The organism is Achromobacter sp. EB05, from assembly GCF_044232075.1.
GTDB lineage: Bacteria > Pseudomonadota > Gammaproteobacteria > Burkholderiales > Burkholderiaceae_B > Achromobacter > Achromobacter dolens.
Map to the genome: position 1 here is coordinate 356697 of NZ_CP155917.1, position 26163 is coordinate 382859.

A 26163-nucleotide genomic window follows, 5' to 3' on the forward strand; every position below is an offset into this window, starting at 1 on the left:
AGGAGTGCTTCATGGTCAACATGAACCGCCGCCAGTTCTTCAAGGTGACCGGTACCACGCTGGCTGGCTCGAGCCTGGCATTGCTGGGGGTAGCCCCCGGCACGGCCATGGCCGAGGTGCGCCAGTACAAGCTTGCGCGCATGACGGAAACGCGCAACACCTGTCCCTACTGTTCGGTCGCCTGTGGTCTGCTGATGTATGGCCTGGGCGATGGCGCCAAGAATGCCCGCGCCAGCATCATGCACATCGAGGGCGACCCCGACCACCCCGTCAACCGCGGCACGCTCTGTCCCAAGGGCGCGGCCCTGATCGACTTCATCCACAGCCCCAACCGCCTGAAGTACCCGGAATACCGGGCGCCCGGTTCGGACAAGTGGGAACGGATCTCCTGGGACGACGCGCTCACCCGCATCACCAAGCTCATGAAGGCCGACCGTGATGCCAACTTCGTCGAAAAGACCGAAGACGGCAAGACGGTCAACCGCTGGCTGACCACCGGCATGCTGGCCGCCTCGGCAAGCAGCAACGAGGTCGGCTACATCACGCACAAGACCGTGCGCAGCATGGGGATGCTGGCGTTCGACAACCAAGCCCGTGTCTGACATGGCCCGACGGTGGCAGGTCTTGCCCCGACGTTTGGCCGTGGAGCGATGACGAACCATTGGGTCGACATCAAGAACGCGGACGTAGTACTGATCATGGGCGGCAATGCCGCCGAGGCCCACCCGTGCGGGTTCAAATGGGTCACGGAAGCGAAAGCCCATAACAAGGCGAAGCTGATCGTCGTGGATCCGCGCTTCACGCGCTCGGCATCCGTGGCGGACTTCTACGCGCCCATACGCACCGGCACCGACATCATCTTCCTGGGTGGCGTCATCAAGTACCTGTTGGATCACGACAAGATCCAGCACGAGTACGTGCGCAACTACACCGACTTTTCCTACATCGTGCGCGAGGACTTCGCGTTCGACGCGGGCCTGTACTCCGGCTACAACGCCGAGAAGCGGACCTACGACAAGGCCAGTTGGGACTACGAGCGCGGCGACGACGGCTACGTCAAGACCGACCCGACGCTGGCGCATCCGCGTTCGGTCTACCAGCTGCTCAAGAAGCACTACTCGCGCTATACCGAAGAGATGGTCGAACGCGTCTGTGGCACGCCGCGCGACAAGTTCCTGAAGGTCTGCGAGATGCTGGCGTCCACCGCCACCACCGACCGGGCCGCCACCATCCTGTACGCGCTGGGCTGGACGCAGCACTCGATCGGTTCGCAGATCATCCGCACCGGCGCCATGGTGCAACTGCTGCTGGGCAACATCGGCATCGCCGGCGGCGGCATGAATGCGCTGCGCGGGCACTCGAACATCCAGGGCCTGACCGACCTGGGCCTGATGTCGAATCTGCTGCCCGGCTACATGACGCTGCCCAACGAGCCCGAGCAGGACTACGGCAAGTACATCGCCGCGCGCGCGCTCAAGCCGCTGCGGCCGAACCAGCTCAGCTACTGGCAGAACTACGGCAAGTTCCACGTGAGCCTGATGAAGGCCTGGTGGGGCAAGGCCGCGACCGCCGAGAACAACTGGGCGTTCGACTACCTGCCCAAGCTCGACAAGCTCTACGACATGCTGCAGGTCTACGAGCTGATGAACCAGGGCAAGATGAACGGCTACCTGGCGCAGGGCTTCAACCCGCTGGCGGCCGCGCCCAACAAGGCCAAGCTGAACGCCGGTTTCGCCAAGCTCAAGTTCCTGGTCATCATGGACCCGCTGGTCACCGAGACCTCGGAATTCTGGCGCAACGCCGGCGAGGCCAACGACGTCGATCCCAGGCAGATCCAGACCGAGGTGTTCCGCCTGCCCACCACCTGTTTCGCCGAGGAAGACGGCGCGCTGGTGAACTCCGGGCGCTGGCTGCAATGGCACTGGAAGGGCGCCGAGCCTCCGGGCGAAGCCAAGAGCGACATCGAGATCATGTCGCTGATCTTCACGCGCCTGCGCAAGATGTACCAGGAAGAGGGCGGCAAGTACCCCGACCCCATCGTCAACCTGTCCTGGCCGTACTCCAACCCGCAGAGTCCGACCGCGGAAGAGCTGGCCAAGGAATACTCGGGCAAGGCGCTGGTGGACCTGGTCGACCCCAAGGACCCGACCAAGGTCACGCGCAAGGGCGGCGAGCAGTTGGCCGGCTTTGCCGAGCTGCGCGACGACGGTTCCACCGCCAGCGGCTGCTGGATCTTCGCCGGCGCCTGGGGGCCCGGCGGCAACCTGATGGCGCGCCGCGACAACAGCGACCCGACCGGCATCGGCCAGACCCTGAACTGGGCCTGGGCCTGGCCGGCCAACCGCCGCATCCTGTACAACCGCGCCTCCTGTGACGTCGCGGGCAAGCCGTTCAATCCGCGCCGCAGCCTGATCTCGTGGAACGGCAAGGCCTGGGTCGGCGCCGACATCCCCGACTTCAAGGGCGATGAAAACCCCGACGGCGGTATGGGCCCGTTCATCATGAACCCCGAGGGCGTGGCGCGCTTCTTCGCGCGCGCCGGCATGGCCGAGGGGCCGTTCCCGGAACACTACGAGCCGTTCGAGACGCCGCTGGGCTACAACCCGCTGTATCCGAAGGCCAAGGGCGTCACCAGCAACCCGGCGGCGCGCGTGTTCAAGGACGACCTGGCGGCGATGGGCACGGTGGACAAGTTCCCCTACGTGGCCACCACCTACCGCCTCACCGAGCACTTCCACTACTGGACCAAGAACGTTCGCATCAACGCGATCCTGCAACCCGAGCAGTTCGTCGAGATCAGCGAGGTCATGGCCAAGGAACTGGGCATCGCCAACGGTTCGCGCGTGAAGGTGTCGTCCAACCGCGGCTACATCAAGGCGGTGGCGCTGGTCACCAAGCGCCTGCGCCCGCTGACCATCGAGGGCAAGACCGTCTACCACGTCGGCATCCCGATCCACTGGGGCTTTGTCGGCATTGCCAAACCGGGCTTCCTGACCAACACCCTGACCCCGTTCGTGGGCGACGGCAATTCGCAGACACCGGAATTCAAGTCGTTCCTGGTGCAGGTCGAGAAGATCTAGGAGAGCGCTCATGTCTATGCAATCCCTCGACATCAAACGGCGCTCGGCCACCACCACGCCGCCGCCCGGCATCCGCGAACCCATCACCGGGTCCGTGGCCAAGCTGATCGACGTCTCCAAGTGCATCGGCTGCAAGGCCTGCCAGAGCGCGTGCATGGAGTGGAACGACCTGCGCGACGAGATCGGCACCAACGTCGGCGTCTACGACAACCCGGCCGACCTGACCGAGCATTCCTGGACCGTCATGCGCTTCTCGGAATACGAGAACCCGCAGGGCGACCTGGAGTGGCTGATCCGCAAGGACGGCTGCATGCACTGCGAAGACCCGGGCTGCCTGAAGGCCTGTCCGTCGCCGGGCGCGATCATCCAGTACAACAACGGCATCGTCGACTTCCACGAAGAGAACTGCATCGGTTGCGGCTACTGCATCACCGGTTGCCCGTTCAACGTGCCGCGCATCAGCAAGAAGGACCACAAGGCGTACAAGTGCACCCTGTGTTCCGACCGCGTGGCCGTCGGCCAGGAGCCCGCCTGCGTCAAGTCCTGCCCCACCGGCGCCATCGTGTTCGGCACCAAGGACGACATGAAGCAGCACGCCGCCGAGCGCATCGAGGACCTGAAATCGCGCGGTTTCGAGCAGGCGGGCCTGTATGACCCGCAGGGCGTGGGCGGCACGCACGTGATGTACGTGCTGCATCACGCCGACCAGCCCGGGCTGTACCACGGGCTGCCGAAGGACCCGCAGATCAGCCCGATGGTCTCGCTGTGGAAGGGCATCGCCAAGCCGCTGGGCGTGGCCGCCATGGCGTTGACGGCGCTGGCCGGCTTCTTCCACTATGCCCGCGTCGGCCGCAACGAGGTCGACGAGGAAGACGAACGTCGCGCCGAACAGGAGATCCGCCATGAGTGACGACCGCCATCACCGCCGGATCAAGCGCTATTCCCCCGGCGAGCGCACCAACCACTGGATCATCGCCCTCACGTTCATCCTGTTGGCGCTGTCCGGGCTGGCGCTGTTCCATCCATCGATGTTCTGGCTCACCAACCTGTTCGGCGGCGGTCCCTGGACCCGCATCCTGCATCCGTTCATCGGGCTGGTGATGTTCTTCTGCTTCGTGGTGTTCGCCGGTCATATGTGGCGCCACAATCTGATGACCAAGGCCGACCGCCAGTGGCTCAGCCAGCTCAACGACGTGGTCGAGAACCGCGAGGACAAGCTGCCGGAAGTCGGCAAGTACAACGCCGGCCAGAAGCTGCTGTTCTATGTGCTGATCCTGTGCATGCTGGGGCTGTTCGTCAGCGGCATCGTGATCTGGCGCGAGTTCTTCGCCTTCTATTTCCCGATCTGGGTGGTGCGCGCCGCCTCGGTGCTGCATGCCGTTTGTGCATTGGTGCTGATTTGCGCGATCATTGTGCATATTTATGCGGCGATCTGGGTCAAGGGCTCGCTCACGGCGATGCTGCGTGGCTACGTGACCGCGGGCTGGGCATGGAAGCACCACCGCGCCTGGTTCCGGGAACAAATCGGCAAGCAGTCCACGACGAAGTAAGCGGGCCTCGCGCGGCGGGCGCCACCTGGCGGTGGCGGCGCCGCCGGGTGGATCCCGCCCGATCCCACCGCACGGCTGCCTCCCCCTGTCGGGGCGGCAGCCGTGTTCGTTTATCTGGAGACGCAATTGCAGCGAATTCTTCCGCGCGGCGAGATCGAAGCGCTAGACCACAACACCATCCCCCGCATCCAGTTGCCGGCGCGCGATTCGGTTTTCGCGACGCGCGCGGCGCGCCTGCGGCAACTGGCCGTGGATAGCCCGGTGGCCGACTATCTGCTGCTGATGGCGCGGCTGGTCGACGCCCAGCACAATGCCCTGCGCGGCTGCAACGCGCCGCCGGCCTCGGAAGACCGCATCGCCCTGGCGCAGGCCCATGGCATGCCGCCGCTGCAGGCGGTGGGCTGGCCGCGCGACCCGCTGTGGCGCGACATCCTGCGCCAACTGGTCGACGAGGTCGCCGGCGGCCAGGACGTGCCGGCCGAGGCGCTGGACGTCTGCGCGGCGTTGCGCCGCGCGCTCGATGAAGACACCGAATCGCTCGAAGACCTGGCCGAGGCGGTGTTGTCGGAACAGCATCGCGGCGTCGACGGCGCCGCCGCGCCGTTCGTCATGGCCGCCCTGCAGGTGTACTGGACCGACCTGGCCAGCCGCTTCGACGAAAAGCAATTGCCGGTGGCCTCGCCCTTCGGCGTCTGCCCGGTCTGCGCCAGCCTGCCGGTGGCCAGCGTGGTGCGGGTGGGCGGGCAGTTCGAGGGCTACCGCTACCTGTGCTGCAGCCTGTGCGCGACCCAGTGGCACATGGTGCGGGTCAAGTGTTCGCACTGCGAGGACGTCGAATCCGTGGCCTACCAGGCCATCGAGGGCCGCGCGCCCGCCATCAAGGCCGAGACCTGCGACCGCTGCCATACCTACCGCAAGATCTTCTACCAGGACAAGGACCTGCACGTGGAGCCGGTGGCCGACGACCTCGCCAGCCTGATGCTGGACGTGCTGGTGGGCGAGGCCGGCTATTCGCGCGCCAGCGGCAATCCGCTGCTGTGGCACGGCGCCGAGGAGGAATAGCCATGACCGGGTTCGCCGCCGCCGCCGACATCCCCGCGCTCGACCGGCTGCTGAACGCGCCGGCGCTGGCCACGACGCTGGACACGCATGGCCGCACGCAGGTGGTGGCGGCCCTGCGCCAGCACCTGGACGCCCTGCGGCAGCGCGCCCTGGCCGGCGAGCTGCCGCGCGCGGACCTGGCGGAAGCCGCCGTGGCCGCCGCCGTCGACAGCGCCCTGGCGCGTGCCGCCGCCCCGCGTCTGCGCGCCGTCTACAACCTGACCGGCACCGTGCTGCACACGAACCTGGGCCGCGCGCTGCTGCCCGACGAGGCGGTGGCCTCGGTGCTGCGCGCGCTGACCACGCCCGCCAACCTGGAGTTCGACCTGGACAGCGGCGGCCGCGGCGACCGCGACGATTTGATCGACGACCTGCTGTGCGAACTGACCGGGGCCGAGGCCGCGACGGTGGTCAACAACAACGCCGCCGCCGTGCTGCTGATGCTGAACGCGCTGGCCGACCGCCGCGAGGTGGTGGTGTCGCGCGGCGAGCTGGTCGAGATCGGCGGCGCCTTCCGCATCCCCGACATCATGAAGCGCGCAGGCGCCAGGCTGGTCGAGGTGGGCACCACCAACCGCACCCATGCCGCCGACTACGAGAACGCCATCGGCCCGCGCACCGCGATGCTGATGAAGGTCCATTGCAGCAACTACGCCGTCACCGGCTTCACCAAGAGCGTCAGCGTGGCCGAGGTGGCGGCGCTGGCGCATGCGCGCGGCCTGCCGGCCACGGTGGACCTGGGCAGCGGCACGCTGGTGGACCTGACCCAGTTCGGCCTGCCGCGCGAGGACACGGTGCGCGAGACCATTGCCGCCGGCGCCGACCTGGTCACCTTCAGCGGCGACAAATTGCTGGGCGGCCCCCAGGCCGGCCTGCTGGTCGGGCGCGCCGACCTGATCCGCAAGATCAAGAAGAACCCGCTCAAGCGCGCCCTGCGCGTGGGCAAGCTGACGCTGGCCGCGCTTGAACCGGTATTGCAGCTATACCGCGCGCCGGAATTCCTGGCGCAGCGCCTGACCACGCTGCGCCTGCTGACGCGGCCACAGCGCGAGATCCAGCCGTTGGCCGAACGACTGCGCGGCCCGCTGGCGCATGCGGCGGGCGCGGACTACGAGGTCGAGGCGGTGCCGATGTTCAGCCAGATCGGCAGCGGCGCATTGCCGGTGGACCAGTTGCCCAGCTACGGGCTGGCGGTGCGCTATCGCGGCAAGGGCCGCCCCGGCCGCCATCTGGACCGCCTGGAGACGCGCTTGCGCAACCTGCCTGTGCCGGTGATCGGCCGCATCGCCGATGATGCGCTGTGGCTCGACCTGCGCTGCCTGGAGGCGCGCGACGAGGCCGCCTTCACCGCACAACTCGCCGGAAGACTCGCTGAACCCTCCGCCGCGCCAGCGGCGCCGCAATCCGCGGAGCCGCGCGCATGATCGTCGGCACCGCCGGCCATATCGACCATGGCAAGACCACGCTGGTGCGGGCGCTGACGGGGGTCGACACCGACCGTCTCAAGGAAGAGAAGGCGCGCGGCATTTCAATCGAACTGGGCTACGCCTACACGCCCCTGCCCAACGGCGACGTGCTGGGCTTCATCGACGTGCCGGGCCACGAGAAGCTGGTGCACACCATGGCGGCGGGCGCCAGCGGCATCGACTTCGGTCTGCTGGTGGTGGCGGCCGATGACGGCGTCATGCCGCAGACCCGCGAACACCTGGCGATCCTGTCGCTGCTGGGCGTGGCGCGCGGCGCGGTGGCCTTGACCAAGGCCGACCGCGCCGACCCGGCCCGGCTGGCGGCGGTGCGCGGCGAGATCGCGGCGCTGGCGGCCGACACCTTCCTGCGGGATGCGCCCGTGTTCGAGGTGTGCGCGGCGCGCGTCGGCGACGATGGCGTGGCGCGCCTCAAACAGCATCTGGATGACGCGGCGCAGGCGCTGGGCGCGCGCGACGGCGCGGGCCTGTTCCGGCTGGCGGTGGACCGCGTCTTCACGCTGGCCGGCCACGGCACCGTGGTCACCGGCACCGCGCACGGCGGCCGCGCCCGCGTCGGCGACGACGACGCCGACCTGCGCCTGATGCCGGCGGGCACGCGGGTGCGGGTGCGCGGCATCCACGCGCAGAACCAGCCGAGCGAGACTGGCGCGGCTGGCCAGCGCTGCGCGCTGAACCTGGCGGGCATCGACAAGAGCGCCATCACGCGCGGCGACTGGATTGCCGATGCGCGCTGCTTTCTGCCGTCGCGCCACGTCGATGTGGCCTTGACGCTGCTGCCCTCGGCCGACGCGCCGCTGCGGGCCTGGACGCCGCTGCACGTGCACATCGGCGCGGCGCGCCACGTGGCGCACATGGTGCCGCTGTCGGCCGATGCCTTGGCGCCGGGCCAGTCGGGCTGGGTGCAACTGGTATTCGACGAATTGGTGTGCGCGATGCCCGGCGATCGCTACATCGTGCGCAATGCGCAGGCCACGCGCACGGTCGGCGGCGGCCGCGTGCTCGACCCGAACGCGCCGGACCGCAAGCGCCGCGCGCCGGCGCGGATGCAATGGCTGCAAGGCGTGGCGGACATGCTGGACGGCGGCGCGCTGCAACCGCTGCTGGCGCAGGCCGTGCTGGGGCTGGACGAGACGGCGCTGCAACGCCTGACCGGCAGGGCGGTGCGCGACCTGGCCGCGCCCGAGGGTGCGATCTGGATCGAGCCGCGCACGCCGCAGGGCGCGCGCACGTTGATCCTGGCCGCGCACTGGGAAGCGCTGCGGGCGCGGGTGGAGCAGGCGCTGGCGACCTTTCACCAGGGCGCGCCGGACGAACCCGGGCCGGACGGTTCGCGCCTGCGCCGCATGGCGCTGCCGGCGGCGCCGGAGGCATTGTGGCAGGGACTGCTGGATGATCTGCAGCGGCAGGGCCGGGTGTTGCGCAACGGGCCGTGGCTGCATCTGCCGGGGCACACCGCGGCGCTGGCCGAGGCCGAGGCGCAACTGGCGCAACGCCTGTTGCCGCTGTTGGCCGCGGGCGCCTACGACCCTCCCTGGGTGCGCGATCTGGCGCGCGCGCAGGGCGAGCCCGAGGAGCGCGTGCGGCAGGTGCTGCGCAAGCTGCTGCGGCGTGGCGAGGTGGCCCAGGTGGTGAAGGATCTGTTCTATCACCGCGAGCGGGTGGTGGAGCTGGCGGCGCTGGCGGTCGCGCTTGCCGGCAAACCCGAAGGGTTGAACGCGGCGGCCTTCCGGGATGCCACCGGCCTGGGGCGCAAACGCGCGATCCAGATCCTGGAATTCTTCGATCGGACGGGGCTGACACGGCGGGTGCGTGACACGCACGTGCTGCGCACGGACAGCGCGTATCTGGGGGCCGGGCAGGCGGTATCATAGGCGGGTTTTCGAGGAAGGCATCCGTGTCCGGTGGCACGGCCGGGCTTCAAACCCGGTTGGGGGCGTCAGACGTTCCCAGGTAGGTTCGACTCCTGCTGCCTTCCGCCATTCTTTTCCGCGATGGTCGTCCGGCCAGAAACAGGCGGACCGGTCTTGTATTGATGAGTCTGGTCCCTCTGGCCTCGTGATACGGCGTAGTGTACCGATCCACCCGCGCCTGTTGGACGATGGATCGAATATCGAAGACCAATGGCAAGACCCGGTTCAGGGCGCGAGGATTCACGCGCCTACGCATCACCGGATATGAACCACGTCGACCCCATTGCGCCACAGATCAGCCTGATCGTCCCCGTCTACAACTGCGAGCGGTATCTTGCCCACCAACTGGATGCGCTGTTGGGCGATGCCGCGATGGACGTGGAGGTGATCGCGGTCGATGATGGTTCCGCCGATGGCGGCATGGCGATCCTGCAGGCCTATGCCGCCAAGGATGCGCGCCTGCGCATCATCAGGCAGGCCCATCTCGGGCAGGGCGCCGCAAGGAATGCGGGCTTGCAGGCGGCGCGTGGCACCTGGATCGCGTTCGCCGACGCCGACGACGTACTGCCCGTGGCGGGGCTCGCGGCGTGGCACGAACAGGCCGTCTCACAGGAGCTGGACGTGTTGGTCGGTAACGCATATCGGTTCACGGACACGCCGCCTCCCGCGCCCCGGCCCGCGGTCCTGACACGGCAACCGGTGGGGCGGACGATGGCCGGCACGGACTGGATCGTCCACTGCGTAGGCGTCGGCGAATGGCCGCACTACGTCTGCCTGCAACTCATCAGGCGTGACCTCATCCGCCGGCACGGGCTGGCCTTCGATCCCACGATATTCCACGAAGACATTCTCTGGACCGTTGACCTCGCCCTCGTGGCCAGGCGGATCGGCTTCGCGCCCGAGCCCGTGTACGGCTATCGCCGCAACCCCGATTCGACCACGCTCTCGCCGTCGCCCCAGGTCCGCCAGTGGCGCGGCGTCAGCTACGTCCATATCATCGGCACGCTGCTTGTCCGGTCCTTGCGGCGAGAACTCGACCGCGGCACCCGGATTTCGATTGTCCGCCATGCGCAGCATGAACTGCTGTGCTTCGTGGATCTGCTTCGCAAGGGCGTGGACAATCCCCAGATGCGCGCCCACCTCGCGCGGGCCATGCTCGATCTTCGCGCCTGGCCGCGCCTGGTTCGCCACGCGCGCGGTTTCACCGATCTGCGGCGCCTGCTCAAGGCGTATTGGCGCCTGCGACGGATGGCCCGGGCCGCAAGCCCCGTCGCCGCGGACGTGGCCGCCAGCCGGTAGCCCGGCCCTACGCGCGCAACATCCGGGTGACGACGCCGCTGACGTTCTCCGCCTTCCAGTCCAGGGCGCCCAGGTGCCAGTGGCGGATGCTGCCGCCGCGGTCGACCAGGTAGTTGGCGGGCAGGCCGATGGCGTCCCATTTCTTGGAAACGGTGCTGTTGCGGTCGTGCAGCACCGCGCCGGCGACGGGCCATTTGGCCAGGAAGGTGGTGATCTTGCCGAGGGCCTCGCCGACGTTGACGGCGACCAGGCGCAGGCCTTCCTCGCGGTGGCGCCTGGCCATGGCCGACATCAGGGGGATTTCGTCGCGGCACGGGTCGCACCATGTCGCCCAGAAGCTGACGATAACGACATTGCCGCGCCAGTTGCCGAGTTTCTGTTCGCGGCCGGCGAGGTCGGGCAGCACCAGGGGCGGGGTGGCGGCGGTCCAGGGCGCCCAGTCGGGACCGGTGGCGAGCTTCAGGGCGCTGTCGCTGGCGGCGCCCGCCCAGGCGGGCAGGGCCGCCAGCGACAGGGCGGATTGCAGCAGTTGGCGGCGACTGAGCATGGCGTGACCTGCTCAGGCGGACAGGGGTCGCGCGGTCAGGGTGTAGCGGAAGCGGTCGGGGTCGAGGCTGTCCAGCCGGCCGTCGACGGTTTCGCCGTTGGGATACATCAGGAACGGCACCGGGCCGTGGGCGGAGCCCGGCAGGGCGACGTCGTGGCCGTGGTTGTAGGCGACCCAGTTCATTTCCCAGGCGCCGAACAGCATGACGCGGGCGCTGCGCACGCGCGGGTCGGTGGCGGGCAGGTCGCCAGGCGGCTCTTCCAGCATGACCTTGCGCACGTCGGCCGGGTCGACCGGAATCCAGCCATAGCCGTCGGCGTAGAACTCGGCGCGGCAGTGCTGCGCGCGGGTGACGTCGCCGGCCTTGCCCAGGCTCCTGAAGCCGAGCTGCGAGTCGGCCACGCGCAGGCCGTAGGCATCGCGGGCGGGAATGCCCGCGGCGCGCGCCAGGGCGACGAACAACGCGTTGATGTCGGCGCATTTGCCGTTCAGATCGTTGGCGGTGAGCATGTAGCGCACGTCGCCGGTGCCGCAGCCGCGGGTGGAGGCGGTGCGGCAGGTGTTGTCGACCACCCAGTCATAGATCGCGCGGGCTCGCGCCAGCGCGCCCTGGTGGCCGCGAGTGATGCGGTCCGCAGTGGCCTTGACGATGCCGTCCGTGGGCAGCAGCGCAGTGGGCTGAATGAATTCGCGCAGGGTGGCGACGCTTTCGCGCGGGGCCCCTGACGGCGGCCGGGTCAGGTCGATGCGGCGGTTGCGGGTCTGGAAGCGGCTGGTCACCGTGACTTCCCGTGGCGCCTGGGCGTCGGGCCATTGCACCGCCAGCATGCGCACGTCGTAGCCTGGCGCCTGCGCCAGTTGCGCGCTGCCGCCGCCGCTGACCAGCCAGGCGCTTTGCGCGCCGCGCTGGTAGGACGTGTCGGTGGCGTAGGGCAGGGGGATCCAGAGGCGCAGATGGGCGCCGGGGTCCAGCACCTGGATGTGGGTGGTCAGTTCGAAGCTGCGCCAGTCGGCGCTGACGGGCGTCTGTTCGGCGCGCGCGGCCAGGGGCAAGGCCGCCTGGGCGGCGCACAGGGCGCCTGAGAAACGGAGGAAGAGTCGGCGATCCATATAGCCCTCACGCACGGTGAAGTTTGGCTGTCGGTGCGCCCGGTGGCGGGCGGCCGTCCGTTGCTGCCTGCTGCCGGATCATCATAGGGCCATTCGGGGGCGCGATGCTATCCTTTTCCCATCACTTACGGAGAGACTGACATGACCCAGGATGCAGCGTCCGCGGCGGTGCCGCGCTTGACTTCGCTCTCGCACGGCGGCGGCTGCGGTTGCAAGATCGCGCCCGGCGTGCTGTCGCAATTGCTGGCCCGCTTCGGGCCGGCCGCCAGCTATCCCAACCTGCTGGTGGGCACCGAGACGGCCGACGATGCGGCGGTCTACCGCCTCAACGACGAGCAGGCCCTGATCGCGACCACCGACTTCTTCATGCCGATCGTCGACGATCCCTACGATTTCGGCCGCATCGCGGCCACCAACGCGCTGTCCGACGTGTATGCGATGGGCGGCACGCCGATCATGGCGCTGGCGATCGTCGGCATGCCCATCAACGTGCTGCCGCACGACGTCATCGCCGACATCCTGCGCGGCGGGGAGTCGGTTTGCAAGGACGCCGGCATTCCGGTGGCCGGCGGCCACAGTATCGATTCGGTCGAGCCGATCTACGGCCTGGCGGCCATGGGGCTGGTGCATCCGGGCCGCATCAAGCGCAACGCCGACGCGCGCGCCGGCGACGTGCTGGTGCTGGGCAAGGGCCTGGGCGTGGGCATCCTGTCGGCGGCGCTCAAGAAAAACCGGCTGGACGCGGATGGCTACCGCGTAATGATCGAGACGACCACGCGCCTGAACCGACCAGGCGCGGCGCTCGCGGCGCTGGACGGCGTGCACGCCATCACCGACGTCACCGGCTTCGGCCTGCTTGGCCACGCGCTGGAAATGGCGCGCGGCGCGGGGCTGACCGCGGCCCTGCGGCGCGAGGCCCTGCCGTGGCTGCCGGGCGTGCAGGCTTTGGCCGCCGACGGCGTGATCACCGGCGCCTCCGGACGCAACTGGGCCTCGTACGGCGAATCGGTACGGCTGGGGGCGGGCGTGATCGACGTCGAACGGGCATTGCTGACCGATCCGCAGACCTCCGGGGGCCTGCTGGTGGCGTGCGCGCCGCAAGCGGCGCAAGCGGTGCTGGACCTGTTCCGCGAGCAGGGCTTCGCCGACGCCGCGGTAATCGGCGAGATGACGGCGGGAGACGCGCTGGTGCGCGTGGACTAGCGGGTCTTGCGGCAACGCTGCCCGGCTTGCCGGCGGCCGGATTGCGATCGGCGCGCGGCGACGCGGCTCAAGGCCGCTCCGGGCGCGATGGCAGTTGGTGCTGCACCTGGTAGTTGATCTGCCATTGCAGCAGCGGGCCGTAGGCGTCGAGCCGGGCCAGTTCGGCGGCCTGCTCCGGCGTGGCGTCGCGCTCGTCCGCCAGCGCCAGGCCGGTGCCGTCCGCCCACGGCCGGATGCGGCCGGGACGGTCGCGTTGGTAAGCGCCCTCGCGCGTGATCAGCAGGCGCGGATTGTTGAAGCCGAAGCACCACTGCGGGTCTGGCCGCGCGGCCAGCAGGTCGCAGCCGCTGCGGAAATAGGGCGTGTCCGGCAGGCTCAGGTGATAGAGCGTCGGCAGGATGTCCTTGTGGCTGCCGGGACGCGACGGGTCATAGGTCGATTGCCCCCGATAGGCGGGTGGGACATACAGGTAGAACGGCACCGCGTGTGCCAGCACGGCGTCGCTGTCGAGCGCATAGTCGACGCCCAGGATGTTGTGGTCGCCGGTGACGGCGACAATGGTGCGGGCACCGCTCGGCGAGGCCTTCAGACCGGTCAGGAAGCGGCCCAATTGATCATTCGCGTAGCGCAACGTGTCGAAGGCTTCGTCCAGGCCGGTCCAGTTGGCGTAGTAGGGCAGCCGTTCGATCTCGCCCAGGTCGAGGCCGCCGCGTTGGCCGCCCTCGGGCACCAGGAAGGGCGGATGGTGGGTGGTGGACAGGGCCATGATGAGCAGGCGCTCGCCGTCGCGGTCGGCCCGCGCCAGTCGTTCGCCGATATAGCGGAACATGTATTCGTCCGGCACGCCCCAGACGCCGGGCTGCGCCTCGGGGTAGTGCTGCCGCAACCCCAACTGGTCGACGAACTCCTGCGCGCCCAGATGGCTGGCGAAGCGGCCCAGGTTGCGCCAGGTGGCCGTGCCCGAGGTGACGAACACCACGCGGTAGCCACGCGCCAGGAACGGCGCGAAGGCGTTGCTGGCGAAGGTGGCGCTGGCCGCCGACGACTGGCTCGTGGCAGGTATCGGGCTGCGCACCAGCAGGCGGCTGAGGCTGTCGATGGTGCCGTTGCCCTCTGACAGGAAGCGGTCGAAGCGCCAGTCCTCGCGCCAGTGCGGCCGCAGCGCGCCCAGCAGGTCGCGGCCGGGGCGGTCGTACATGTTCATGTGGTGGCCCATGCTTTCCATGACCTGCAGCACGATGTGAGGCGGCCGTTCGCGCGCCCGCGGGTTGGCGCCGGTCGTGGCCATGAAGGGCCTCAGGCCGTGGTCCGGCCGACCCAGGAAGCGCAGGTAGAGCCGCGCGCCCTCCTCGTCGGTGACGTTCGTGAAGCGCTTGTCGTTGTCGCGCTCGGACAGCGCCCAGAAAAAAGCCGAAATGCCGTTGGGCGCGATGTCGTTGAGCAGCCGCAGCGAGGAAATGCCCGTGTCGTCCTTGTTGAGCGGGAAGGTGCCGAGCGAGCCGCGGCAGGCCAGCACGGTCACGCCCAGGATCAGCAGCATCCGCAAGGCGCTGGGCGCCAGCGGCCGCCGCGCCAGGCGCGCGCGCAGCACCCGGGCGCGCCAGCGGCACGCCAGCCAACTGGTCGCGGCCAGCACCGCCGCCAGCAGCGCCAGCGTGCGCAGCACCGGATAGCCGTGCCACAACGTCGCCACGATGGCGCGGGTGTCGTCATCGATCAGGCCGAACACGAAGATGTCGATCGAGCGCGAGAAGGTGGCGAAGTAGCACACGCTCACCACCGTGCTGGCGGCGAACAGCGTCGCCATCACGGCGCCCAGGTAGGGCAGGCAACGCAGCCACAGCGCCTGCGCCGCGGGCCGCGCGGCCAGCAGCAGGGCGGCCAGCAGCGGCGCGGAGAACGCGATGGCCGCGACCTTGATGTCGAACAGCAGGCCGATCGCCAGGGTGCGGTTGATGTCCTGCGGCAAAGCGGCGTAGGCGCCCGGCGGCGCATAGGTCGCCAGCAGGTAGACGCGGCCGGCGCCTTGCGCCAGCACCGAGACCAGCCACGGCGCCAGCAGGATCAGGAAGGAACGCTGGAAGTTGATGAACCAGGCTTGCCAGGCGTCCGCGGAACGGAAGCGCTTCATCTGCGTCATGAAAGAAATGCGGGGCGTTGCCGCGAAACGGCGGCAACAGGCCGCGCCCGCCGTCGGGACGGTGGGTACGGGGTTCATTCGCAGGGGAGCTCGGAGCCGTGCGGGGATGCAGGCCGCAATCTACAGGAGGGGCAACGCGAATCTATGAAGGTTTGTATAGAACTTGTAGCGGGCTGCCCAGACCATCGGCCGGTGCGTTGGTCTGAAAAGGCCGGCATGTCCGCGGGCGAACCGCATTTGTCAGTCTTGTTCAGGGGTCAACAGGCGCGCGGTGGCCGCGGCCTGCTGCATCAGCCAGCGCGTCACGATCTCGGCGTCGGGGGTGCTGCGGCGCGCATTGCGCACCAACCAGTAGGCGTGTTCGGTGGCATCGGCGGGCTGGCCGCCGATCGTGGCCAGACGCCGGTCCGCCAGCATCGGCGCGATCAGCGCCAGCCGCCCCAGCGCGATGCCATGGCCGGCCAGCGCCGCATGCACGATCTGGTCGTACTGGTTGAAGCGCAGCATGCCCTTTGGCCGCACGCGGCCCAGGCCGCGCGCGTTGAGCCATTCCGACCATTGCAGCCAGGGGCGGGTGGGGTCGTCGAATTCCAGCAGCACGTGCCGCTGCAGCTCGCGCGCGTCCAGGGCGCGGGCCTTGAGCGAAGGATGCGCCACCGGCACCACCGACTCGCCGAACAGCCAGACGGCGCCGTCCGGCACCGTGTCGCGCAGGCTGTAGCGAATGGCGATGTCGACGCTCTCGCGATCGATGTCGATGACGCGGTTGTCGGCCGCGACGCGCACGTCGATATTGGGATAGGCGGCCTGGAAGTCGCCCAGCCGCGGCAGCAGCCAGAGCGAGGCCACGCCGATGGTGGTGGTGACGGTGACCGGGGTGCGGCGCTCCGGCGCGCGCAACTGCTCGGTCAGGTCGCCGAGCTGGCTCAGCCATCCGTCCGCCATGCGGAACAACTGTGCGCCCTCGGACGTGAACGAGACGCTGCGAAAGCCCCGCAACAGCAGCGGCACGCCCAGGTGCGCTTCCAGCGCGCGGATCTGCCGGCTGACGGCCGATTGCGTCACGTGCAGGTCCTGTGCCGCCAGCGTGATGCTCATGCGCCGGCCCACGGCGACGAAGCCTCGCACCAGATCAAGCGGGGGAAGTTTGGCTAGCGGGTATGACATGCGTAAAACTCATGCGTAGGCGGCGGAAATGTCGCTTGTGCAATATAACGCCTGCGGCGTCCAATATGACTCAGACGACGGGCGAAGCGGCAACACGCCAACCGCGCCCGGCACGCTGGACGCCGTTGCGGCGGAGGATGCGCCATGATCCGGTTATGTTGCACTGCGGGAATGTCATTTCATTTGACCCGGGGTTCGACTATGCTGCTCAAGCGTGCCTCGGGCCTGCGCATCGAGTGTCATGCCGGCACGGTCTGGTTGTCCGAATACCGTTGCCCGGACGACAGCGTGCTGCGGGCCGGCGAGTCCATCACGGTGGACAGCGATCGAGACGTCGTCCTCAGCGGCCTGCCGGATGCGCGGGTCGCCCTGGTTTCCCAGCCGTTGGAGCTTGTGCCATGAATGCGCCCCTGTCCACCACGCCCAGCCTCGAGATGTGGTTCGATTTCGCCAGCCCCTACAGCTATCTGGCGATCGAGCGCATCGCCGGCCTGGCGGCGCAGGCGGACGTGCGCGTCGACCTGCGACCGTTCCTGTTGGGTCCGATCTTCCAGGCCCAGGGTTGGAATGACACGCCGTTCCGCCTGTTTCCCGGCAAGGGCGCCTACATGATGCGCGATATCGCGCGTCTGGCCGAAAAGTACGGCGTGCCCTACAACCGGCCGCGCCTGTTCCCGCGCATGAGCGTGCTGCCGGCGCGCATCGCGCTGCTGGGCGAGGACCAACCCTGGGGCCGTGATTTCTGCCTGGCGGTGTTCCGCGCCAATTTCCAGCGCGACGAGGACATCCAGGCCGAGGACGTGGTGCACGCGTTGCTGACCGAGCTGGCGCTGGACGCCGACGGGCTGATCGCGCGCGCCAAGTCGGAAGCCGCCAAGGAAGCGCTGCGCCGCCGGGTCGATGAGGCTCGTCACCTGGGCCTGTTCGGAGCGCCGACGTTCCTGGTGGATGGCGAAATGTTCTGGGGCAACGACCGCCTCGAGGACGCGCTCGAATGGACCCGCCGCGCGCCCGTCAGCGCCTGGGCCCCCGCGGCCGGCTGAGGCCGCCAGGTCCGCTTTTCCTCCTGGCCGCGGCCACGCGGCAATCTTGCAGAATTTCTCCGCCAACGCTTTTCCCACAATGAAAAACAGCAGCAGTCCGCTACGTGGCGCACCCATGCCGGGTGGCCGCTCGTTCACGCAATTCCGCGCCGCGCGCATCCGCCGCGTGTCGTTCCAGTGGCAACAGCAGGTGACCTGTGGCGCCGAGCCGGCACGCAAGGGCGGCGGACCGCGGCGTTCCTGACGCGCCATGCCCGCCAGGCGGCTCCGCAGGCCGGTTTCAGCCGCGCGTGACCGGGGCCACGTGGGCCCACTCGTCGTCGGAGTACAGCCGCGACCGCAGCAGGAAGCGTTGTCCTTCGGCGCTGTCGAGCGAAAACGCGCCGCCGCGTCCAGGCACGGCGTCGATGATGAGCTGGGTGTGCTCCCAGTAGGCGAACTGGTCCTCGCCCATGTAGAACGGGCAGCCTTCCAGTTCGCCCAGCAGCACGTCCGAGCCGCCGACGAGGAATTCGCCCTGCGCGTAGCACATGGGCGAACTGCCGTCGCAGCAGCCGCCCGACTGGTGGAACATCAGCGGGCCGTGCTTGGCGCGCAAGGTTTCGATCAGTGCGCGCGCCGCGTCGGTGCCGACCACGCGCGGAGTGGGTCCTGGCATGATGCAACTCCCGCGACGCCGCGCCGACGCGGCGCGGGACGACCTGGCATGGGTCGATCCGCGACGCACCGGCGGGCATCGCCCGTGGGTCAGAAGAAACCCAGTTTCTTGGGCGAGTAGCTCACCAGCAGGTTCTTGGTCTGCTGGTAGTGGTTGAGCATCATCTTGTGGTTCTCGCGGCCGATCCCGGACTGCTTGTAGCCGCCGAACGCGGCGTGCGCCGGATAGGCGTGGTAGCAGTTGGTCCAGACCCGCCCGGCCTTGATGGCGCGGCCCATGCGATAGCACGTGTTGGCGTCGCGCGACCAGACCCCCGCGCCCAGGCCGTAGAGCGTGTCGTTGGCCAGCGCCAGCGCGTCGTCGGCGTCCTTGAACGTGGTCACCGCCACCACCGGCCCGAAGATCTCTTCCTGGAACACGCGCATCTTGTTGTGCCCCTTGAAGACGGTGGGCTGCACGTAGTAGCCGCCTTCGAGCGCGCCCGGCAACTGGGCGCGCGCGCCGCCGGCCAGCACCGCCGCGCCCTCCTGCTTGCCGATGTCCAGGTACGACAGGATCTTCTCCAACTGCTCGGTGGAGGCCTGCGCGCCCAGCATGGTGTCGGCGTCCAGCGGGTTGCCCTGCTTGATCTCGGCAACGCGCTTGAGCGCGCGCTCCATGAACCTGTCGTAGAGCGATTCCTGGATCAGCGCGCGGCTGGGGCAAGTGCAGACCTCGCCCTGGTTCAGCGCGAACATGACGAAGCCCTCGACCGCCTTGTCGAGGAAGTCGTCGTCCTGCGCCGCCACGTCGGCAAAGAAGATGTTGGGCGACTTGCCGCCCAGCTCCAGCGTCACGGGGATGATGTTCTGCGACGCGTACTGCATGATCAGGCGGCCCGTGGTGGTCTCGCCGGTGAAGGCGATCTTGGCGATGCGCTTGCTGGAGGCCAGCGGCTTGCCCGCTTCCAGGCCGAAGCCGGTGACCACGTTGACCACGCCCGGGGGCAGCAGGTCGCCGATCAGTTCCATCAGCAGCAGGATGCCCAGCGGCGTCTGCTCGGCCGGCTTGAGCACCACGCAGTTGCCCGCCGCAAGCGCCGGCGCCAGCTTCCACGCGGCCATCAGGATGGGGAAGTTCCACGGGATGATCTGGCCGACCACGCCCAGCGGCTCGTTGAAGTGGTAGGCGACGGTGTCGTGGTCGATCTCGGACAGCCCGCCTTCCTGGCTGCGGATGCATGAGGCGAAGTAGCGGAAGTGGTCGATCGCCAGCGGGATGTCGGCGGCGCGGGCCTCGCGGATCGGCTTGCCGTTGTCCCAGGTCTCGGCGGTGGCCAGGCGTTCCAGGTTGGCCTCCATCACGTCGGCGATACGCATCAGGATCTGCGCGCGCTCGGCGGCCGGGGTCGCACCCCATTTGGGCGCGGCGCGATGCGCCGCATCCAGCGCCAGCTCGATGTCGCGCTCTTTCGAGCGGGCGTTGCGGCTCAGCACCTGGCCGGTGACCGGCGTGACGTTGTCGAAGTACTCGCCGTCGGCGGGCTTCTGCCATTTGCCGTCGATGAAGTTGTCGTACTGCGTCCTGAGGTCCAGGCGCGTGCCATAGGATTCGGGGGTGACGCGGGTCGCGATGTCCATGCTTGTCTCCGTATAGTCGGTGTAACGGCAGTCGGGTGCCTGCTTCGTATCAAGCAAACCGCGTGCCATGTCGGGGGACGCGGCTGGACAAGCGCGCATGCCGCGTGCGAAAGTAGATTGCCACGCGCCGGCAGGGGCGTGGGCGGCGTTTCGCCGCTACCGTGTGTCGCGTTTCGCGACACTGTCGCGGAACAGGTGTCGCAGAACACCGTCCAAGGAGACATGCATGGCCACTCAATCCGGTCGGCACCCGCTGACGCAAGCGCGCCAGCTGTTCAACCAGCAGGGCGTGGTGCCCGGCGGCCTGGTCGCCGAACCCATCCTGCGATCCTGGCGCCGCTGCGCCGACCTGGGTTTCGACATGCGCGGCAAGCGCCGCGCCGAGCCCATGACCGCCGCCGAATTGCGCGAGGCACGCCAGCGCAACGAGGCCTTGCGGCGGCTGTCCGAACCCGCCATGTCGCTGCTGCGCCGCGAAGGCGGCAGCGACGGCCTGGTGATCCTGTCGGACGCCCAGGGCCTGGTGCTGGACAGCGACGGCGACATCGATTTCGCGCAACGCGCCTCGCGCGTCGCGCTGATGCCCGGGGCGGCCTGGGACGAGGCCGCCGCGGGCACCAACGCCATCGGCACCGCGCTGGTGGAAGGCCGTTCACTGGTGGTGCACGGCGCCGAACACTATTTCGAACCCAACCGCATCCTGACCTGCGCCGCGGTGCCGATCACCGACAGCGAAGGGCGCATGCTGGGCGTGCTGGATCTTTCCAGTCCCGCGCGCGAGGTGCGCCCCGACGTGCTGGCGCTGGTGCGGGCCGCCGTCGACCTGATCGAGCACCGGCTGTTCGACAGCGCGCACGAACCCTGCGCGGTGCTGCGCCTGCATGCCGACCGTTCCGCGCTGGGCACGCCGGGCGAGGCCCTGCTGGCCTTCGAGGGCGACCTGCTGGTGGGCGCCAACCGCCGCGCCATGCAGGTGCTGGGCCTGGCGTCCACGGCGCTGGGCGTCTATCGCTACGCGGACCTGTTCGAGGGCGTCATGGAACAGGCGCCCGACGCGGCCGGGCGGGTGCATGCGCGCGGCGGCGCGGTCTACCACGCGCGCCTGCGCCTGCCCCGGTCGCGGCCGCCGGTCGCCCCGCAACCGGCGCTGCGCCTGCCGGCCACGCCCGCGCTGCCGGCGCCCCTGGCCCAGCGCGATGCCGCCAGTTTCGACGCGGCCACGCTGGGCGCGCTGGCGCGCGCGGTGCATCTGTCGGACGCGGGCGTATCGATCCTGCTGCAGGGCGAGACCGGCGCGGGCAAGGAGGTCTTCGCGCGCCAGTTGCATGCGCGCAGCCGGCGCGCGGCCGGCCCGTTCGTGGCGGTCAATTGCGCCGCGCTGCCCGAGAGCCTGATCGAGTCGGAGCTGTTCGGCTATGAAGACGGCGCGTTCACCGGCGCGCGCCGCCAGGGCAGCAAGGGCCTGCTGCGGCAGGCACACGGGGGCGTGCTGTTCCTGGACGAGATCGGCGACATGCCGCTGGCGCTGCAGGCGCGTCTGTTGCGCGTGCTGCAGTCGCGCGAGGTGTCGCCGCTGGGCGCGGCGCGGCCGGTGGCGGTCGACTTCGCGCTGGTGTGCGCGACCCATCGCGCGCTGGCGCACGATGGCCCGGACGCGCCGGTGCGCCCCGACCTGTACTTCCGGATCGCCGAATACACCGTGACGCTCGCGCCGCTGCGCGCCCGCCCCGACCTGCGCGAATTACTGCGCACGCTGTGGGCCGCGCAGGGCAGCGGGCCGGCGCTGCCGGGGGGCATCGAGGACGCGCTGGCGCAATACGCCTGGCCCGGCAACTATCGCCAGATGGCGGCGGTGCTGCGCACGCTGCACGTGCTGGCGGGCGCGTCCGGCAGGGTCGATGAAGAGATGCTGCCGGCGGACATCCGCGGCATGCCGGCGGCGCAGGCGGCCGCGGGCGCGGCCAGCCTGCAGGCCATGGCCGACGACGCGATCCGCGCGGCGCTGGCCGCGCACGCCGGCAACGTCAGCGCCGCGGCGCGCGCGCTGGGCGTGCACCGCAGCACCTTGTACCGACGCGCGGCGGCGCTGGGGCTGGCACGGCCAGGTTGAACGACGCTGCGTGAACGCGCATGCAAGAGCACGCATGCATCAACACGCAGGCATGAACATGCCAGGACGCCCTGGCGGGCCGCGCCCCGTATCGCGCGTGGCGCGGAACCGGCGGCGGCTCAGCCGACCACGCGCGCCAGCTCGGCGCCCGGGTCCGCGGCGCGCATGAAGGCCTCGCCCACCAGGAAGGCGTCGACCTTGTGCGCGCGCATCAGCTTCACGTCTTCCGGCTTGAGGATGCCGCTTTCCGTCACCACGCGCTTGCCGGCGGGAATGCGCGGCAGCAGATCCAGCGTGTTTTGCAGGCTGGTCTCGAAGGTGCGCAGGTTGCGGTTGTTGATACCCAGCAGCGGCGTCTTCAGCGTCAGCGCGATGTCCAGTTCCTGGGCGTCGTGCACTTCCACCAGCACGTCCATGCCCAGTTCCATGGCCAGCGTTTCCATCTCGCGCAGTTGCGTGGGCGTGAGCGCGGCGACGATCAGCAGCACGCAGTCGGCGCCCATCGCGCGCGCGGCGATGATCTGGTAGGGATCGATCACGAAGTCCTTGCGCAGCACCGGCAGCGAGCAGGCCGCGCGCGCCTGGCGCAGGTGGTCGTGCGAGCCCTGGAAGAACTGCACGTCGGTCAGCACCGACAGGCAGGCGGCGCCGTGCACGGCATAGGAGGCCGCGATTTCAGCCGGTTGAAAGGTGTCGCGCAGCACGCCCTTGGAGGGCGAGGCCTTCTTGATTTCGGCGATGACGCCGGCCTTGCCCTGCGAGATCTTGTCTTCGATGGCCTGGGCGAAGCCGCGCACGTCCTGGCGCGCCTGCGCTTCGCGCAGGACTTCGGCTTCGCTGCGCATCTGGCGGGCGGCGGCGACTTCCTCGACCTTGACGGCGAGGATCTTCGCGAGAATATCGTTCATTTCTGGAATTTCCGGGTATATGCGCAGAAATCTTCCAGCTTGGCTCGCGCCGCGCCGGTGGAAATCAGTTCAAATGCTAGCGCTAACGCTGCGGGAATGGAATCGGCTTTATTGCCTGCGTAAATGGCGAGACCCGCATTCAGCGCGACGATGTCGCGGGCGGTGCCCTCGACATTGTCCAGCGCCTCTATGACAAGCTCGCGCGATTGCTCGCGATTGGACACCTTGATGCTGCGGTTGGACATCATGGATAGCCCGTAGTCCTCGGGGTGGATCTCGTACTCGCTGACCTTGCCGTCCTTGAGTTCGCCCACCATGGTGGCGCCGCCCAGCGAGGCCTCGTCCATGCCGTCCTTGCCATGCACCACCAGCACGTGGCGCGAGCCCAGGCGTTCCAGCACGCGCACCTGGATGCCGACCAGGTCGGGGTGGAACACGCCCATCAACTGGTTGGCGGCGCCGGCCGGGTTGGTCAGCGGGCCGAGGATGTTGAAGATGGTGCGCACCGCCAGTTCCTTGCGCACCGCGGCCACGTTCTTCATGGCGCCGTGATGGGCGGGCGCGAACATGAAGCCGATGCCGGTGGCCTGGATGCACTCGGCCACCTGCTCGGGCGTCAGCACCAGGTTGGCGCCCAGCGCTTCCAGCACGTCGGCGCTGCCGCTCGACGAGGACGCGCTACGGTTGCCGTGCTTGGCGATCGGCACGCCGGCCGCTGCCGCCACGAACATGGCGGTGGTGGAGATGTTGAAGGTGTGGCTGCCGTCGCCGCCGGTGCCGCACATGTCGAGCAGGTCTTCGGGGTTGGGCGTGACCACCGGCGTGGCGAACTCGCGCATGACCTGCGCGGCCGCGGTGATTTCACCCACCGTTTCCTTTTTCACGCGCAGACCCATCAGCAGGGCGCTTGCGATCTGCGGCGACATCTCGCCGCGCATCAGCATGCGCATCAGATGCAGCATTTCGTCGTGGAAAATTTCGCGGTGTTCGATACAGCGCGTCAGCGCTTCGGAGGGGGAGATCGTCACGGTGCGTCCTTCTTAGGCGAGGTTCAGGAAATTGCGCAGCAGGGCGTGGCCGTGTTCGCTGAGCACGGATTCGGGGTGGAACTGTACTCCGTACAGGGGCAGCGTCTTGTGGCGCACGCCCATGATGTCGCCGTCCGGCGCCGTGGCGGTCACGGCCAGGCACTCGGGCAGCGTCGCCGGGTCGATGGTCAGCGAGTTGTAGCGGATGACAGTGTACGGCGTCGGCAGGTCGGTGAAGATGTCCGTCCCGGTATGCGAGATGCGCACGGTCTTGCCGTGCATGATCTGCTGGGCGCGGACGATGTTGCCGCCGTAGGCGGCGCCGATGGCCTGGTGGCCCAGGCACACGCCCAGGATCGGCTTCTTGCCGGCGAAGGCCTGGATGACGGGCACCGAGATGCCGGCCTCGGCCGGCGAGCACGGGCCGGGCGACACGCAGATGCGGTCGGGGTTGAGCGCGGCGATCTCTTCCAGGGTGATCTGGTCGTTGCGCGCCACGCGCACGTCCTCGCCCAGTTCACCGAAGTACTGGACCAGGTTGTAGGTAAACGAGTCGTAGTTGTCGATCATCAACAGCATTTTTTTCTCCAGGCGGGCCGATTCGCGGCCCGGGGCGGTCATGGGGGGCGGCGGGCGTCTCAGATGGGCTCGTCCAGGCCGTGCTGGACCTGCTCGGCGGCGCGCAGCACGGCGCGGGCCTTGGCCTCGGTCTCGGCCCATTCGGCTTCGGGATTGGAGTCGGCCACGATGCCGGCGGCGGCCTGCACGTACAGCGTGCCGTCCTTGATGACGCCGGTGCGGATGGCGATGGCCACGTCCATTTCGCCGCCGTAGCTGAGGTAGCCGGCCGCGCCGCCGTAGATGCCGCGGCGCACGGGCTCGAGCTCGTCGATGATCTTCATGGCCTCGACCTTGGGCGCGCCGGTCAGGGTGCCTGCCGGGAACGAGGCGCGCAGCACGTCCATGCTGCTCATGCCCGGGTTCAGGTTGCCGGTGACGTTGGACACCAGGTGCATCACGTGCGAATAGCGCTCGATCACCATGGTGTCGCTGACCTTGACCGAACCCACCTCGGCGACGCGGCCGACGTCGTTGCGGGCCAGGTCGATCAGCATCACGTGCTCGGCCACTTCCTTGGGGTCGGCCTTGAGCTCGGCGGCCAGGGCGGCGTCTTCCTCGGGCGTGGCGCCGCGCTTGCGGGTGCCGGCCAGCGGGCGGATGGTGACCTGCGACTTGGGCGCGCCGTTCACCACCACGCGCTCCTGGCGCACCAGGATTTCGGGCGAGGCGCCCACCACCTGGAAATCACCGAAGTTCCAGAAGTACATGTAGGGGGAGGGATTGAGCGACCGCAGGGCGCGGTACAGCGAGAGGGGGGAGTCGCGGAACGGCTTGGCGATGACCTGGCCGATCTGCACCTGCATCAGGTCGCCGGCGGCGATGTGTTCCTTGGCGCGGTGCACGGCCGCCAGGTAGTCTTCCTTCTTGAAGTCGCGCCGCTCCTCGGTCTGCATGCTGGCGTGGCTGTAGGGAATTTCCACCGGGCGTCGCAGGCGCGCGCGCAGGTCGTGCAGGCGCTGCTGGGCGCGGCTGTAGCTTTCGGGCTGGCCCGGGTCGGCGTAGACCATCAGGTAGATGCGGCCGGCCAGGTTGTCGACGATGACCAGTTCGTCCACGTGCATCAGCATCAGGTCGGGCGTGCCGCCTTCCATGCCGGCCGGGAACGGCTTCACGGCGGGACCCAGGCACGGTTCGATGTGGCGCACGGTGTCGTAGCCGAAGTAGCCGGCCAGGCCGCCGCAGAAGCGCGGCATGCCGGGGCGCAGGGCCACCTTGAAGCGGGCCTGGTACTGCTCGATGAAGGCCAGCGGGTCGCCGTCATGGGTTTCCACGACCTTGCCGTCGTGCAGCACTTCGGTGCGGGTGCCGCTGGCGCGGATCACCGTGCGGGCCGGCAGGCCGATGAACGAGTAGCGGCCGAAGCGCTCGCCGCCCACCACCGACTCCATCAGGCAGGTCATGCGGCCGGCCTGCGGGCCGGCATGGGCCAGCTTCAGGTAGATGCCCAGCGGGGTGTCCAGGTCGGCGTAGGTCTCGGCCACCAGCGGGATGCGGTTGTAGCCTTGGGCGGCGAGGGCTTTGAATTCGATTTCGGTCATGGCGGGTCTCGTGGGCGATGGGTATCTGCTTGGGACCGGGCGCA

Annotated in this window: 22 protein-coding genes and 1 tRNA gene; 13 read left to right on the forward strand and 10 right to left on the reverse strand. The window is 68.9% G+C overall.

The features are described from left to right. The first annotated feature begins 11 nt into the window (after window positions 1–11). From fdnG to AAID08_RS01715, 8 genes are all read left to right on the forward strand, one after another. On the forward strand, window positions 12–3080 hold the full coding sequence (fdnG, locus tag AAID08_RS01680; protein WP_156330790.1) for a formate dehydrogenase-N subunit alpha: 3069 nt from the start codon (window positions 12–14) through the stop codon (window positions 3078–3080). A gap of 10 nt (window positions 3081–3090) precedes the next feature. Continuing rightward, window positions 3091–3990 (forward strand): formate dehydrogenase subunit beta, encoded by a 900-nt coding sequence (gene fdxH, locus AAID08_RS01685; protein ID WP_054503641.1) that lies wholly within the window; start codon window positions 3091–3093, stop codon window positions 3988–3990. Next, entirely contained in the window at window positions 3983–4630 is a 648-nt protein-coding gene (locus AAID08_RS01690) for a formate dehydrogenase subunit gamma (protein WP_049070779.1), read from the forward strand. The genes fdxH and AAID08_RS01690 overlap by 8 nt, the downstream gene beginning before the upstream one ends. Window positions 4631–4756: 126 nt before the next feature. Beyond that, entirely contained in the window at window positions 4757–5692 is a 936-nt protein-coding gene (gene fdhE / locus AAID08_RS01695) for a formate dehydrogenase accessory protein FdhE (RefSeq protein WP_116792717.1), read from the forward strand. Window positions 5693–5694: 2 nt separating this feature from the next. Then, window positions 5695–7155, forward strand: a complete 1461-nt coding sequence (gene selA, locus AAID08_RS01700; RefSeq protein ID WP_395757292.1) for an L-seryl-tRNA(Sec) selenium transferase — start codon at window positions 5695–5697, stop codon at window positions 7153–7155. Beyond that, window positions 7152–9089, forward strand: coding sequence for a selenocysteine-specific translation elongation factor (gene selB / locus AAID08_RS01705; RefSeq protein WP_395757293.1), 1938 nt, complete (start codon window positions 7152–7154; stop codon window positions 9087–9089). Before selA ends, selB begins: the two co-directional genes overlap by 4 nt. A 12-nt stretch (window positions 9090–9101) precedes the next feature. Continuing rightward, window positions 9102–9197, forward strand: a tRNA-Sec gene (locus AAID08_RS01710). A gap of 195 nt (window positions 9198–9392) precedes the next feature. Further along, window positions 9393–10427, forward strand: coding sequence for a glycosyltransferase (locus tag AAID08_RS01715; RefSeq protein WP_116792720.1), 1035 nt, complete (start codon window positions 9393–9395; stop codon window positions 10425–10427). 7 nt (window positions 10428–10434) lie between these two features. Here AAID08_RS01715 and AAID08_RS01720 read toward each other — a convergent pair whose 3' ends face one another. Then, window positions 10435–10974, reverse strand: coding sequence for a TlpA disulfide reductase family protein (locus AAID08_RS01720; protein ID WP_054503636.1), 540 nt, complete (start codon window positions 10972–10974; stop codon window positions 10435–10437). A 12-nt stretch (window positions 10975–10986) separates the two neighbouring features. Further along, window positions 10987–12084 (reverse strand): transglutaminase-like domain-containing protein, encoded by a 1098-nt coding sequence (locus tag AAID08_RS01725; protein WP_395757294.1) that lies wholly within the window; start codon window positions 12082–12084, stop codon window positions 10987–10989. A 141-nt stretch (window positions 12085–12225) separates the two neighbouring features. Here AAID08_RS01725 and selD point away from each other — a divergent pair, with 141 nt between their 5' ends. Then, window positions 12226–13287, forward strand: coding sequence for a selenide, water dikinase SelD (gene selD / locus AAID08_RS01730; protein WP_395757295.1), 1062 nt, complete (start codon window positions 12226–12228; stop codon window positions 13285–13287). A gap of 67 nt (window positions 13288–13354) precedes the next feature. Here selD and AAID08_RS01735 read toward each other — a convergent pair whose 3' ends face one another. Together AAID08_RS01735 and AAID08_RS01740 are read right to left on the reverse strand one after the other, a co-directional pair. Beyond that, a complete protein-coding gene (locus AAID08_RS01735; protein WP_240317371.1) occupies window positions 13355–15427 on the reverse strand; it encodes an LTA synthase family protein in 2073 nt (690 codons plus the stop codon). Window positions 15428–15667: 240 nt separating this feature from the next. Next, window positions 15668–16594, reverse strand: coding sequence for a LysR substrate-binding domain-containing protein (locus AAID08_RS01740; protein ID WP_116792723.1), 927 nt, complete (start codon window positions 16592–16594; stop codon window positions 15668–15670). Window positions 16595–16765: 171 nt separating this feature from the next. Between AAID08_RS01740 and AAID08_RS01745 the strand changes: the two genes are divergently transcribed. From AAID08_RS01745 to AAID08_RS01755, 3 genes are all read left to right on the forward strand, one after another. Beyond that, window positions 16766–16996, forward strand: a complete 231-nt coding sequence (locus AAID08_RS01745; protein WP_081273524.1) for a DUF2917 domain-containing protein — start codon at window positions 16766–16768, stop codon at window positions 16994–16996. Continuing rightward, complete coding sequence (locus AAID08_RS01750) at window positions 16993–17637, forward strand: 2-hydroxychromene-2-carboxylate isomerase (protein ID WP_395757296.1); 645 nt, start codon at window positions 16993–16995, stop codon at window positions 17635–17637. Before AAID08_RS01745 ends, AAID08_RS01750 begins: the two co-directional genes overlap by 4 nt. 79 nt (window positions 17638–17716) lie before the next feature. Beyond that, window positions 17717–17881, forward strand: a complete 165-nt coding sequence (locus AAID08_RS01755; protein WP_395757297.1) for a hypothetical protein — start codon at window positions 17717–17719, stop codon at window positions 17879–17881. Between the two features lie 36 nt (window positions 17882–17917). Here AAID08_RS01755 and AAID08_RS01760 read toward each other — a convergent pair whose 3' ends face one another. Both AAID08_RS01760 and adh read right to left on the reverse strand, forming a co-directional pair. Next, window positions 17918–18295 carry a DUF779 domain-containing protein gene (locus AAID08_RS01760; RefSeq protein WP_269874348.1) on the reverse strand — a complete coding sequence of 126 codons (378 nt, stop codon included), beginning with the start codon at window positions 18293–18295 and terminating at the stop codon, window positions 17918–17920. Between the two features lie 89 nt (window positions 18296–18384). Continuing rightward, window positions 18385–19914, reverse strand: coding sequence for an aldehyde dehydrogenase (gene adh, locus AAID08_RS01765; protein WP_054503629.1), 1530 nt, complete (start codon window positions 19912–19914; stop codon window positions 18385–18387). 226 nt (window positions 19915–20140) lie between these two features. On the opposite strand from adh, the gene AAID08_RS01770 reads away from it, so the two are divergent. Continuing rightward, complete coding sequence (locus AAID08_RS01770; RefSeq protein WP_054503628.1) at window positions 20141–22024, forward strand: sigma-54-dependent Fis family transcriptional regulator; 1884 nt, start codon at window positions 20141–20143, stop codon at window positions 22022–22024. Between the two features lie 119 nt (window positions 22025–22143). Here AAID08_RS01770 and trpC read toward each other — a convergent pair whose 3' ends face one another. Genes trpC through trpE form a run of 4 tightly spaced genes read right to left on the reverse strand, consistent with a single transcriptional unit; the run spans window position 22144 to window position 26119 of the window. Continuing rightward, window positions 22144–22932 (reverse strand): indole-3-glycerol phosphate synthase TrpC, encoded by a 789-nt coding sequence (gene trpC, locus AAID08_RS01775; protein WP_054503627.1) that lies wholly within the window; start codon window positions 22930–22932, stop codon window positions 22144–22146. Further along, entirely contained in the window at window positions 22929–23960 is a 1032-nt protein-coding gene (trpD, locus tag AAID08_RS01780; RefSeq protein ID WP_049070803.1) for an anthranilate phosphoribosyltransferase, read from the reverse strand. Before trpD ends, trpC begins: the two co-directional genes overlap by 4 nt. A gap of 12 nt (window positions 23961–23972) precedes the next feature. Further along, complete coding sequence (locus tag AAID08_RS01785; protein ID WP_049077392.1) at window positions 23973–24539, reverse strand: aminodeoxychorismate/anthranilate synthase component II; 567 nt, start codon at window positions 24537–24539, stop codon at window positions 23973–23975. A gap of 59 nt (window positions 24540–24598) precedes the next feature. Beyond that, window positions 24599–26119 (reverse strand): anthranilate synthase component I, encoded by a 1521-nt coding sequence (trpE, locus tag AAID08_RS01790; RefSeq protein WP_395757298.1) that lies wholly within the window; start codon window positions 26117–26119, stop codon window positions 24599–24601. Window positions 26120–26163: the final 44 nt, after the last annotated feature.

Coding starts and splice junctions, on each gene's coding strand:
- fdxH (WP_054503641.1), top strand. CDS start 3,091: ATGTCTATGCAATCCCTCGACATCAAACGGCGCTCGGCCACCACCACG.
- AAID08_RS01690 (WP_049070779.1), top strand. CDS start 3,983: ATGAGTGACGACCGCCATCACCGCCGGATCAAGCGCTATTCCCCCGGC.
- selA (WP_395757292.1), top strand. CDS start 5,695: ATGACCGGGTTCGCCGCCGCCGCCGACATCCCCGCGCTCGACCGGCTG.
- selB (WP_395757293.1), top strand. CDS start 7,152: ATGATCGTCGGCACCGCCGGCCATATCGACCATGGCAAGACCACGCTG.
- AAID08_RS01715 (WP_116792720.1), top strand. CDS start 9,393: ATGAACCACGTCGACCCCATTGCGCCACAGATCAGCCTGATCGTCCCC.
- AAID08_RS01720 (WP_054503636.1), bottom strand. CDS start 10,974: ATGCTCAGTCGCCGCCAACTGCTGCAATCCGCCCTGTCGCTGGCGGCC.
- AAID08_RS01725 (WP_395757294.1), bottom strand. CDS start 12,084: ATGGATCGCCGACTCTTCCTCCGTTTCTCAGGCGCCCTGTGCGCCGCC.
- selD (WP_395757295.1), top strand. CDS start 12,226: ATGACCCAGGATGCAGCGTCCGCGGCGGTGCCGCGCTTGACTTCGCTC.
- AAID08_RS01735 (WP_240317371.1), bottom strand. CDS start 15,427: ATGACGCAGATGAAGCGCTTCCGTTCCGCGGACGCCTGGCAAGCCTGG.
- AAID08_RS01740 (WP_116792723.1), bottom strand. CDS start 16,594: ATGTCATACCCGCTAGCCAAACTTCCCCCGCTTGATCTGGTGCGAGGC.
- AAID08_RS01745 (WP_081273524.1), top strand. CDS start 16,766: ATGTCATTTCATTTGACCCGGGGTTCGACTATGCTGCTCAAGCGTGCC.
- AAID08_RS01750 (WP_395757296.1), top strand. CDS start 16,993: ATGAATGCGCCCCTGTCCACCACGCCCAGCCTCGAGATGTGGTTCGAT.
- AAID08_RS01755 (WP_395757297.1), top strand. CDS start 17,717: ATGAAAAACAGCAGCAGTCCGCTACGTGGCGCACCCATGCCGGGTGGC.
- AAID08_RS01760 (WP_269874348.1), bottom strand. CDS start 18,295: ATGCCAGGACCCACTCCGCGCGTGGTCGGCACCGACGCGGCGCGCGCA.
- adh (WP_054503629.1), bottom strand. CDS start 19,914: ATGGACATCGCGACCCGCGTCACCCCCGAATCCTATGGCACGCGCCTG.
- AAID08_RS01770 (WP_054503628.1), top strand. CDS start 20,141: ATGGCCACTCAATCCGGTCGGCACCCGCTGACGCAAGCGCGCCAGCTG.
- trpC (WP_054503627.1), bottom strand. CDS start 22,932: ATGAACGATATTCTCGCGAAGATCCTCGCCGTCAAGGTCGAGGAAGTC.
- AAID08_RS01785 (WP_049077392.1), bottom strand. CDS start 24,539: ATGCTGTTGATGATCGACAACTACGACTCGTTTACCTACAACCTGGTC.
- trpE (WP_395757298.1), bottom strand. CDS start 26,119: ATGACCGAAATCGAATTCAAAGCCCTCGCCGCCCAAGGCTACAACCGC.